We start from the raw sequence: 10,102 nt of genomic DNA, 5'->3' as shown, positions 1-10,102 counted from the left end.
CCACCCCGGCACCTTACTATGTCTCACGAGAAGCATACGCCCATTACGATTTCTGCTGCCGATTGATCAGTATGTCCCGGAATTCTGGGAACCCGGCTCTATCTTCCAGTCCTTCATTTCCAGGAGGACTTGTTTTCGTGCTCAAAAGCCGCTCACTACGATTCGTAGTGGGCGGCTTTTTTGCGTTATAGTTCTCGGTCTCCTGATCTTACGAACCGCCGGATTTCCATATAAGCGTAAACCAGTAATCAGTTTGCAGTTCTCAGTGAAGGAGGCCCGCGACAAAATTGGAAGCGGGCCCGATTATATGGTTATTTCAACAGAACGGGCATATTTATGCTAACTGATAACTTCATATAAAAGCCGTCTGTCACATTCGTGACAGGCGGCTTTTATTTTTTAGTACTCAGTAATCAGTTCGCAGCGGAAATGCTTTTGTGGACAGCCGGATTTTCTCATTCCGGAGAATCCGCAGGCGGGAATCGGTCTTTTGATTTCCACAGTCCCTTTCCTGCCTTCCATATTTCATTCCTCCGGTGATGGTTCCGGTTTCGGGTCATTCTTCGCTGCCGCTTTGGAAGTCTTTATAGAAAATGGTACATTCCCCGGGGACGGGAATTGTGCATTTCAGGAATTTTCAGTTTTTCTCCCGCAAAGCAGGGGCATTGCAGGGTTTCCCTGCAATGCCCCTGCTTGTCTTTCATGGTCTTTGTCACGGAGTGATCCTGCCATCATAATGCCCCTGCCGGAGCCGGGGCTTCTATTTCCATTTCATTCTGCGGACAGTCTGTATTTCCCATGGGTGCGGAAGTAGGGAAGGAGGAATTTCATATTTCCAAAGCCTTTCAGCTGGAGGAGGAGGAGGCTGGCGGTAATGAAGCCGGCTCCCAGGATCTGGAGGGATGTCATGGATTCGCCAAGGAAAATCCAGCCCAGGAGGGAGGCCAGCATGGGGCTGGCGGCGGAGAAGAAGCCTGCTTTTTCGGAGGAGACCCATTTCTGGGCTTCCGACTGGGCGGTGACGCTGAATACGGAGCAGAGAAGGGCCAGGCCCAGAATGGCTGCCCATACGGATGGTTCTTCGGGAAGGGCCTGTTTTTCGAGGAAAAGGGAAGCGCCAAGGCCCAGGATACCCATGGTCAGCATCTGGAGGAAGCCAAGGGAAACAGGGTCGGTTTTGTCCGCATATTTTCCCAGGAGAAGGATCCAGAGGGCATAAAAGAGGGAGGATCCGAGGCTGATGATTTCTCCTGCCGAAAAGGAAAGGCCGCTGCCTTTCATGGTGAGGAAGGAAATACCGGCGAGGACCAGAATCATGGCGGAAATCGCTTTCATTCCCGGGAGTTTCCATCTGCAGAGGGAGGAAATCAGGAGGACCCAGAGGACGGCCGTATTTTCCAGAAAAGCCACGGTGGAAGAATCGATGAGGGAAAGTCCGGCAAGTTCACAGGCCACGCCCAGTACCATGACGATTCCGGCGAGAATTCCCGGTTTCAGAGCTTCTTTCGCGGTACGGAGGATTCTCCTGTAAAAGAGGATTCCCAGGACCAGGGCGGCCAGGAGGAAACGGATGCCCAGGAGTTCCATGGGCGGCATGGCATCCATACTGATTTTGGAAAATAAGTAAGATGCGCTCCTTGCCGCAATGGCTGCGAATAATAAGATTTCTGCCTGTCTGGTTCCCATTTTTCTGCCCCTTTCTTTCAGATTTGTTATGGCTATGGTAACGCAGAAATCATTATGACGGAATAGACGGATTCTCATCATTCCCGTGACAAAAGTGCAATGCAGGATGGAGCCTCATAGTGCCTGGAATCCGGATTTCCCGATTTCGAAATAAGTTATCAGTTCTTGGTTCGCAGTTCTCAGTGAAAGGAAAATTTTTATGAATCCTGTTTCCTGATTTAAAAACCGGCTGTATATTCGAAAGCTTCCTTCACTTATAATCTGCGAACTGATAACTGATAACTATTAACTTTCATTCAGCTTTCCCGCCTTATTTTTTTATCCGGCTTTCCTTCAACTATGATAATATATTGACAAAAGCGCAATCGCGATTCGAAGGTGATGACGAAAAGTCATGGAGGTTTTATGGACACGGAAAAATGCAGGATTCTTCTGGAAACGATTTCCCGGGGCAGCATGACGAAAGCGGCAGATTCGCTGGGCTATACTCCTTCCGGCGTGGTGCGGGCCATCAAAAGTCTGGAGCAGGAGACCGGGTTTCCCCTGCTCACGAGAAATTCCAAAGGCGTCGCCCTCACGAAGGAAGGGGAAAAGCTTCTGCCCGTCCTTCGTGAAATGATGCACTGGGAGAAGCAGTACCGGGACCTGTCGGATTCCATCCGGGGACTGGAAACCGGGGAACTTTCCGTAGGGTCCTATTTCAGCGTGGCCTACCATTTCATGCCGGCCATCATTTCTTCCTTTCAGGAAAAATACCCGGGCATTTCCATCCATCTGGTGGAAGAAGGAAATAAGGAGCTCCGCAGAAAGCTTTCGGCCCATGAGCTGGACTGTGCCATCATCAGCCGCCAGACTTACGAAGGCCCCTGGATTCCCCTCTTTAAGGATGAACTTCTCGTCTGGCTCCCGGAAAATCACCCCCTGGCGAAGGCAGAATCGTTCCCCATCCGGCAGCTGGAGAAGGAAAATTTCATCAACGAACTTCCCGGCAAGGGCACGGACTCGGAGTGGCTTTTTGAAAAGGAAAAATTGAAACTTCACGTCAAATTTTCCACCACCGATGATTACACCTGTTATAAAATGGTAGAAGCAGGCCTCGGCATCAGTCTGAATAATGCCCTCACTTCCGCCTTCTGGCCCGGACGGGTGGCCAAAGTCCCTCTCGATCCGCCTCAGTATCTGGAACTGGGCATTGCCGTCCCGGACCGTATGTCCCCCGCCCTGTCCCGGTTCATCGATTATGTGGTGAAAGTGATGCGGAAATAGAAATGGCCATCTTTCCGCTCCGTATATGACAAACCGGTCCACCGGCGGATGCCGCTTAACAGCTAACCGTATAGCTGATGGCTGACGGCCCTGCTATCCACCAATCACGAAAAACTGACAAAGGAGAGATTCTCATGATTCTTTCTGCTCCCTGCGGAAAACTGGAAGGTCTTGATAAAGACGGTTTCCATTCTTTTCAGGGTATTCCCTATGCCAAACCGCCCATCGGTCCCCGCCGTTTCCTTCCGCCGGAAAGTCTCCCGCCCCGGGAAGGCGTCCGAAAGGCCATCCATCTCGGCCATGCTTCGCCCCAGCTCTACGTGAAGGGCCTTTCTTCCCTTTCCGAAGAGGAAACCCTGGATGAGGACTGCCTTTTCCTCAATGTGTACACGCCGGAAACCGGTGGAAATCATCCTGTCCTTTTCTGGATTCACGGCGGTGCTTTCCAGAAAGGCTCCGGCACCATGTGCATGGATCCAAAAGCTTTCGTGAAAGAAGGAATCGTGGTGGTTTCCGTCAATTACCGCCTGGGGGCTCTCGGCTTCATGGATATGTCCTTCCTGGGCGAAAAATACAGGGAAAGCGGAAATGACGGACTTCTGGACATCCTCTGTGCCCTGAAATGGGTGCAGGAAAATATTTCCTCCTTTGGCGGCGACCCGTCAAACGTGACCATCATGGGCCAGAGTGCCGGTTCGAAAATCTGCTCCACACTGACCCTCATGAAAAAGGCAAAAGGCCTCTTTCAGAAAGCAGTCTGCATGTCGGGCGGGGTCCAGTGCATCCGAAGCCGTCATACGGCAGGAAAGGTGGCGGAAGAATTCCTGAAAAGTGCAGGACTCACAAAGGAAAATGCCGGTGCGCTTCTCACCATGAAATGGGAAAAAATCCTCGAAGCGCAAAAGGCCATTTTTGCAGGTCTCAATCTGCATACCGTGGGCCCCGTCTTTGACGGCATCAATTTTGAAGGAAACGACGCCCTTTCCCTGCTGGAAGAAGGAAAGGCCCGGGATATTTCCCTCCTCCTCGGTACGAACCGGGATGAAATGGAACTGTACTGGCATGTTTACGGCACGAAGGGACTCGATGAAAAACTGGCGGAAAAACTCTTCGGCACCCGGGCAGCCATCGTGCTTTCCGATTACGAAAAGATTCCCAAGGATGAAAATGACCATAAGAACTTCATCCACTTTTTCACGGAATACATTTACCACGCCCCGGCCCTCCGCATGGCAAAAGCGGCGGCAGAAGGCGGGCAGAAAGTGTATCTTTACCGTCTGGACTGGGACCGTCAGTCCTACAAAGCCTGCCACGGTTCAGAAACCCAGTTCCTCATGGGCATTCCGGGCCTCCTCCCGGATATCGACCATTCAGAGGCGCAGAAAGAGCTCACAAGGAAAATGAGGACCGCTTTTATTTCCTTCATCAAAAAGGGAAAACCGGAGGCCGAAGGCCTCCCCGAATGGCCGCTCTTCGAGGGAAAGCAGCCAAAGCAGATGACCTTTAACGAAATCTGCCGCGTGGAAAAGGCACCGGAGATAGAAACCGATCCCGCCATGCCCTTCGGGATTTTTGAGCTGGATGAAACGGACAGCTGATTTTAAAATCCGTGACTGTCGACCATAGGGAAAAAGTTATCAGTTAGCAGTTCGCAGTTATCAGTGAATGTGGGCCCGCATCTTTGGATGGCGGGCCATTTTTATATTGATTTTAACAGCAAGAATACATTCTACATGAAGTAGTGACGAATTTTAAAATCAGCAGCCGCAAACCATATGGAGGAAATTATCAGTTCATAGTAATCGGTAAAAGAGAACCCGCCTCCGAAGGGGAAGCGGTTTTTTTAACCTCGGAGAGTGGAAAACAGCATAAAAAATGCGGCGCTTTCCATGTTTAGCGCCGCACCACAACTGCGAACTGATAACTGAGAACTGATAACTTTTACTCAGCAGTTTTACGAACTATATTTACATCCGGTTTCCCATCATTCAGCGGGCACGTCATTCAGCGATTCCGGATGTTTCTTATGATAAGCCTTCAGGTAGAAACGGACGAAATTGGCGCCGATGATTTTGACGAGAAGGATGAGAAGGATGACGATTCCTGCGGGAAGGAGGGAAATCGGCAAAAGTGCCGCCCCGGCGGCAACGGTATTATTGACCGTGCCGCTTCCTGCGTACTGGTAAGCCGCAAAAATGGTCCGTTCATCATCGGTGATCCGGCCTTCTTTATACAGATTCTGGGTCATAATGGCCCCTACGTCGGAAGAACTGAAGCTGGATACGAAAGCAAGTCCTACCACCCCGGGCACACCCATAATGAAATGAAGGATGGGCTGGAAAATTCTGGCTGCCGCATTCAAAGCGCCCCAGCTTTCACAAACTTCGAGAAGTCCCATGGCAATCATGACCACCGGAGCCAGGGTCAGGGAAAATACGAAACCTTCTCTGGCGCCAAATCCGCCGGTCCCCTGCATGGCGATTTTCGCGCCTTCGGCGTGACCGAATTTACCGACCAGACTCATCAGGTCAAGAGCCTTGAGGGGCGTATCGGAATTGGCAAAAACGCCGGAGAAGCAGATGACCAGGAATACCAGGGCCACCCACCCTTTCCAGGTGACTTTGTATTCCGTATTTGTCTTTGTTTCCGGTTCTTTGATTTCTTTGACTTCCGGATTCTGAGTTTTCTTTTCTTCGCTCATATTTCCTCCTCAGAAGCCCATGAAAAGCAGCACTGCTCTTGTAATAAACATAACGATGACGGCATCAATAATCGGGGTGATTAAAAGTACCGGATAATACAGGGTACGGACTTTGCAGACCAGGACGACCCGGGCAAAATGTCCGATGAGAGTTCCCATAGTAATGCAGGCAGGGAAAAGAATGGTAGCCTGGGCAGCAGTCAGGGATCCCTGCATATACATGGATGCTGCTGTGGCTGCCCCTGCAGCTTTTGCAAAAAATGCGGCCAGTAAAACGACGGAAGCTTCTCCGGGCAGACCGAAAATGGCCATGACCGGACCTAAAACCTGACCGATAATCGGCATAATGCCGGAAATTTTCAAAAATGCAATGAGCGCATAAGCCATAACCATAGCCGGCGCAATCAGTTCGATGGTGATATAAAATCCCTTTTTGGCGCCCAGCATGAAAAGGGCCGGCGCAGAAGTGGGTTTCTTTGCAGGTTCTGCCATAAAAATTCTCCTAACCGTAGAAATATCTCAAAAATTACAGCCCCAGAAGGAGAGTGATGAAAAGTTTGGTCCGTTCGAAGAGGGAATCCACCACCGCATATTCACGGACGGTATGGTTGAATTCACCCCGGAGGCCCAGAGCACAGAGAGTCGGGACGCCTGCCAGGACCAGGTAGGCAGAATCGGAACCGCCGCCCACAAATTTCGGATGAATCGGGGAAAGACCTGCCTTCACGGCCAGTTCATTGGCTCTTTCGCAGAGAGCTACCGATTCCGGAGTCCGTTCCATGGCAGCAATCGTAATGGTCGGGAAAATGGTTGTTTTTGTATCGGCTACATACTGTTTCTTTTCAATTTCCTTGAAAGCCTGATCGACACGATTGAGACCTTTCATGGTACGGAAACGGACATCCACGATACACCATGCATGTTCCGGAACCGCATTGGCTACGGTACCCCCGCCGATGACGCCACAGTTCAGGGTCGTTCCTTCTTCATAATCGGTCAAAGCCTGGATATCGATGATTTTGTGAGCCAGTTCTTCTACAGCAGAACGGCCATCCTGCGGATTATTTCCTGCATGAGCGCCTACCCCGTCGATTTCCACTCTGTAACGGCGGCAGCCCTTTCTTTCTACCACGATGCCATTATCCAGGTAGCCCGTTTCCATATTGAAACCCATGATGGCCCCTTTGGCTTCTTTCATATAATCTTCAGCGGCATTGGAATTTCCATGACCCACTTCTTCATCCCCTGCCAGAATGACACGGATCGCATACCGGTCATAGCCGATTTCCTTCAAAAGTTTCAGCGCCGTCAGGGCTACGGTAATTCCGCCCTTCATATCGAGAACCCCCGGGCCGTAAGCCTTGCCGTCTCTGATGGTGAAAGGTCTTTCTGCCGCCTGTCCGTCCTTGAAAACCGTATCCATATGACCGGTAATGACGATGAAAGGTTTGGAGAAATCGCCATAATCAGCCACCAGCATATTGCCGGCTTTTTCATATTCATGGAAACGGACCGCAAAGCCCAGCCCCTCAAGGATTTCCTTAATGTCCTGTCCTACGCTGTCTACGCCTGCCTTGTTATCCGAACCGCAGTCCCGATTGACCAGCTTCTTCCAGAGCGCGATCATTTCCTCGTGCTGTCCGTCGACTTTTGCAAATAATTCTTTCAAATCTGCCATTTTCTGCCTCCTATACTGCTCTATTACAATTTTAGAATGAGTTGCGTGTATTATATTACTTTTGGAAATAATTGAAAAGGGGGAAAATTAATTTTCCCTTCATTTCAGAGAAACAGGAAAACCGGACCAGGTCAAAAATCTGATAAAAAGCAGGAAAACGGACAGGAAAAATTTTTTATTTTATGGAAACAGGAATAAAAATCCTCCCTTCCCGCGGAAAATCCGGGGCTTCCAAAAGTTTAATAAAATTCTAATGATACAAATCGTGTTTTTTGCTACTATACCGGTGAAAGCAAAAAGAGCGAGGCCTCGGGCCGAGGTCCCCTGCGATTCGCTGAGCGCTCAAAAATTTAATGCGGATCGGGATCAAAGTCCACGTGCCCTTTAAGCTTTCCATCCTCGAGGAATTCATATTTCCAAAGTCGTAAAAAACAAAACAAGTCCTCCCCCTCAAAAGGAAATGGGAAAACGAACAACCAGCCACCCCGGCAACATGCTGTTCCTCACGAGAAGCATACGTTGACGTAACGATTTCTGCTGCCGATTGATAAGTCAAGTCCCGGAATTCTGGGCTCACGGATATTCTCCATTCCACATTTAGAGGAGGACTTGTTTTCGTGTTCAAAAACCGTCTGTCACAAAGTGACAGGCGGTTTTTTTGTTTCAGTGACCCGTGCAGGAAGCGCCCGTCTCCCATGGAAAGGCGGGCACCGGAGCCATGAACCGGTAAGCCCGAAGTTTTTTCAGGCAGAAAGGTCTATTTTTGCACCCCTGCCATATGCACACAATCAGCTCCCCACAGGCCCCATGAAAGAGACGGATTTCCTGACGGTCCCCGGCTTTATTTCTGAGCGGCTTTGAGGGCTGCCATCTGCTTCAGGAGTTCTTCGATCTGTTCACTCTGTTTCTTCATCTGTTCATCCCGGGAGCGGTCTTTTTCCTCCAGTTCCTGAATCTTGCTGTTCAGGTCGGTCACCGTCCCGCGAAGAGTGCGGATTTCACTGGCCATGGCCGCTTTGCCCGAAGGCAAGCCGCTTCCCTGACCGAGACGGATGCTGACACCGGCATTGACCATATTTTCTCCGCCGCCGAAAGCACCGCCCACGCTGAAGAGGGTATTCTCATTGGGTTTCACAAAGAGTCCCAGCGCCGTGGCATTGGCATTCTTATAATTGCCATAGCCCACAGCGATATTCCATTTATCATCGGGGTCAAAGTCCAGCGGATGGAGGGCTGCCAGGGCGGATGCCCCTGCACCTGCCCGATTGATCCGTCTGTCGAGCTGATTCATATTATCCGCTACGGCTTCGGCAAATGCATTGATCTGTCCTACATTGACAGCATCATCCGCTTCCCGTCCGGGACCTACATGGGTAATGGTCTTTCCACCGGCATCGATTCCCTCTTTCGTGACGGAAGGACCATTTTTGATAGAAAGTCCTTTGTCATTGACAGTCACATCGGATCCCACTTTTACGCTGCCTCCGGAAATGACCGTATTTCCGCCAACCGTAAGGGATGTGGAAATGACAGCCGTTTCTACGGAAATATCCTTTGCCAGGGAGACTCTGTAGTTTGCGCCCCCGCTGTTATTCGTATCTTTCGTGACGGAAATATTGTCTCCCGCTTCCACAGTGGTATGTTTAGCGCTTACATCTTTCAATGCATTATACACCGTACCGCCGTTTACGATTCCGGAATTGTCTTTTGCAACTTCTCCGTCAACAGTTACATTGACTGCATAGGTATCAATATCGCCTTCAGAGCCTTTCGTTACCGTCGTATGCTGGCCATCGATAACTTTGATGGAACCTTTGGCCAGATTCTTGATGACCTTCTGGCCTTCATTGGTAATGTTGGAAAGGTTCTTCAGATTGGAAATATCGGTCTTGTTTGTTCCGATATCATCCGCATTGGTCTTGACCTGATTATCCAGGGCATTGAGGTTTTGTCCCGTGGTCTGGTCTGTCTTCACATAAGTACCATCAGCAGGACGAACTTCGGTATAAACCGTTCCGCCAGTTACGAGGCCGGTATTTCCGGGAGTTACTGTGCCATTTCCAAGAGCGGTCTGCCACTTGCCGATATTGTCTCCAGTTACGTTGGATGCATCTACATTGGCTTTGTTGTCCAGGGCTTCATTGGTGGTATTCGTAATTTCCGTCTTTGCTGCATCAATTGCATTGTAGACAGTATCACCGGAAACAGTCTTCGTATCACCAGATGCTACTTTTCCATCCGTTTTCACATTGACGGTATAAGTATCTACCCCATTCACATTCGATTTCACGACTTCGGAATTTGTGCCTCCGACTACATTTACAGAGCCTTTAGCCAGATTCTTGATAACCGTCTTGCCGTTGTCTGTGATATTTTCAAGATTGGTGAGTTTCGTGATATTTTCAGTATTCGCGCCAATGGAATCGGCATTGGATTTCACCTTTTCATCAAGTGCCGTCAGATTCTGACCGGTAGTATTCGAAATCTTGATATAGTTTCCATCTTTGCCCGGACGAACTTCGGTATAAACCGTTCCGCCAGTTACGAGGCCGGTATTTCCGGGAGATACAATACCATTTCCAAGAACATTCTGCCATTTGCCAATATTGTCTCCGGTTACGTTGGATGCGTCTACATTGGCCTTTCCGTCAAGGGCTGCATTGGTATTCGTATTGATTTCCGTCTTTGCTGCATCAATTGCATTGTAGACAGTATCACCGGAAACAGTCTTCGTATCACCAGATGCTACTTTTCCATCCGTTTTCACATTG

9 protein-coding genes are annotated in these 10,102 nt (G+C 49.8%); 2 read left to right on the top strand and 7 right to left on the bottom strand.

The features are described from left to right. Nucleotides 1-399: 399 nt before the first annotated feature. The 3 genes from VZT47_RS07745 to VZT47_RS07735 form a co-directional block, all read right to left on the bottom strand. A complete protein-coding gene (locus tag VZT47_RS07745; protein ID WP_330224399.1) occupies nucleotides 400-522 on the bottom strand; it encodes a hypothetical protein in 123 nt (40 codons plus the stop codon). Nucleotides 523-584: 62 nt separating this feature from the next. Beyond that, nucleotides 585-716, bottom strand: coding sequence for a hypothetical protein (locus VZT47_RS07740; RefSeq protein WP_330224398.1), 132 nt, complete (start codon nucleotides 714-716; stop codon nucleotides 585-587). A 55-nt stretch (nucleotides 717-771) separates the two neighbouring features. Then, nucleotides 772-1,686 carry a DMT family transporter gene (locus VZT47_RS07735; protein ID WP_330224397.1) on the bottom strand — a complete coding sequence of 305 codons (915 nt, stop codon included), beginning with the start codon at nucleotides 1,684-1,686 and terminating at the stop codon, nucleotides 772-774. Nucleotides 1,687-2,091: 405 nt separating this feature from the next. On the opposite strand from VZT47_RS07735, the gene VZT47_RS07730 reads away from it, so the two are divergent. After that, entirely contained in the window at nucleotides 2,092-2,952 is an 861-nt protein-coding gene (locus VZT47_RS07730) for a LysR family transcriptional regulator (RefSeq protein ID WP_330224396.1), read from the top strand. 134 nt (nucleotides 2,953-3,086) lie between these two features. Continuing rightward, nucleotides 3,087-4,550: a carboxylesterase/lipase family protein gene (locus VZT47_RS07725; RefSeq protein ID WP_330224395.1), complete on the top strand. Its 1,464-nt coding sequence runs from the start codon at nucleotides 3,087-3,089 to the stop codon at nucleotides 4,548-4,550. 386 nt (nucleotides 4,551-4,936) lie between these two features. On the opposite strand, the gene VZT47_RS07720 is transcribed toward VZT47_RS07725, so the two are convergent. The 4 genes from VZT47_RS07720 to VZT47_RS07705 all read right to left on the bottom strand — a co-directional run. After that, nucleotides 4,937-5,653 (bottom strand): nucleoside recognition domain-containing protein, encoded by a 717-nt coding sequence (locus VZT47_RS07720; RefSeq protein ID WP_330224394.1) that lies wholly within the window; start codon nucleotides 5,651-5,653, stop codon nucleotides 4,937-4,939. 9 nt (nucleotides 5,654-5,662) lie between these two features. Beyond that, nucleotides 5,663-6,145 (bottom strand): nucleoside recognition domain-containing protein, encoded by a 483-nt coding sequence (locus VZT47_RS07715; protein ID WP_330224393.1) that lies wholly within the window; start codon nucleotides 6,143-6,145, stop codon nucleotides 5,663-5,665. A gap of 34 nt (nucleotides 6,146-6,179) precedes the next feature. Then, on the bottom strand, nucleotides 6,180-7,331 hold the full coding sequence (locus VZT47_RS07710) for a M20 family metallopeptidase (RefSeq protein ID WP_330224392.1): 1,152 nt from the start codon (nucleotides 7,329-7,331) through the stop codon (nucleotides 6,180-6,182). A gap of 841 nt (nucleotides 7,332-8,172) precedes the next feature. Next, nucleotides 8,173-10,102, bottom strand: a 1,930-nt coding sequence (locus VZT47_RS07705) for a YadA-like family protein (RefSeq protein ID WP_330224391.1), incomplete at its 5' end; no start/stop codon positions are given.

This window comes from Dialister sp. (assembly GCF_036343215.1).
Taxonomy (GTDB): Bacteria; Bacillota; Negativicutes; order Veillonellales; family Dialisteraceae; genus Dialister.
The sequence above is the reverse complement of the archived record's forward strand: the minus strand, read 5'-3'. Positions and strand labels throughout refer to the sequence as shown.

Excerpts from the sequence above, each read along its gene's own strand:
- VZT47_RS07710 (WP_330224392.1), bottom strand. The coding sequence starts at position 7,331 with ATGGCAGATTTGAAAGAATTATTTGCAAAAGTCGACGGACAGCACGAG.
- VZT47_RS07715 (WP_330224393.1), bottom strand. The coding sequence starts at position 6,145 with ATGGCAGAACCTGCAAAGAAACCCACTTCTGCGCCGGCCCTTTTCATG.
- VZT47_RS07720 (WP_330224394.1), bottom strand. The coding sequence starts at position 5,653 with ATGAGCGAAGAAAAGAAAACTCAGAATCCGGAAGTCAAAGAAATCAAA.
- VZT47_RS07725 (WP_330224395.1), top strand. The coding sequence starts at position 3,087 with ATGATTCTTTCTGCTCCCTGCGGAAAACTGGAAGGTCTTGATAAAGAC.
- VZT47_RS07745 (WP_330224399.1), bottom strand. The coding sequence starts at position 522 with ATGGAAGGCAGGAAAGGGACTGTGGAAATCAAAAGACCGATTCCCGCC.
- VZT47_RS07735 (WP_330224397.1), bottom strand. The coding sequence starts at position 1,686 with ATGGGAACCAGACAGGCAGAAATCTTATTATTCGCAGCCATTGCGGCA.
- VZT47_RS07730 (WP_330224396.1), top strand. The coding sequence starts at position 2,092 with ATGGACACGGAAAAATGCAGGATTCTTCTGGAAACGATTTCCCGGGGC.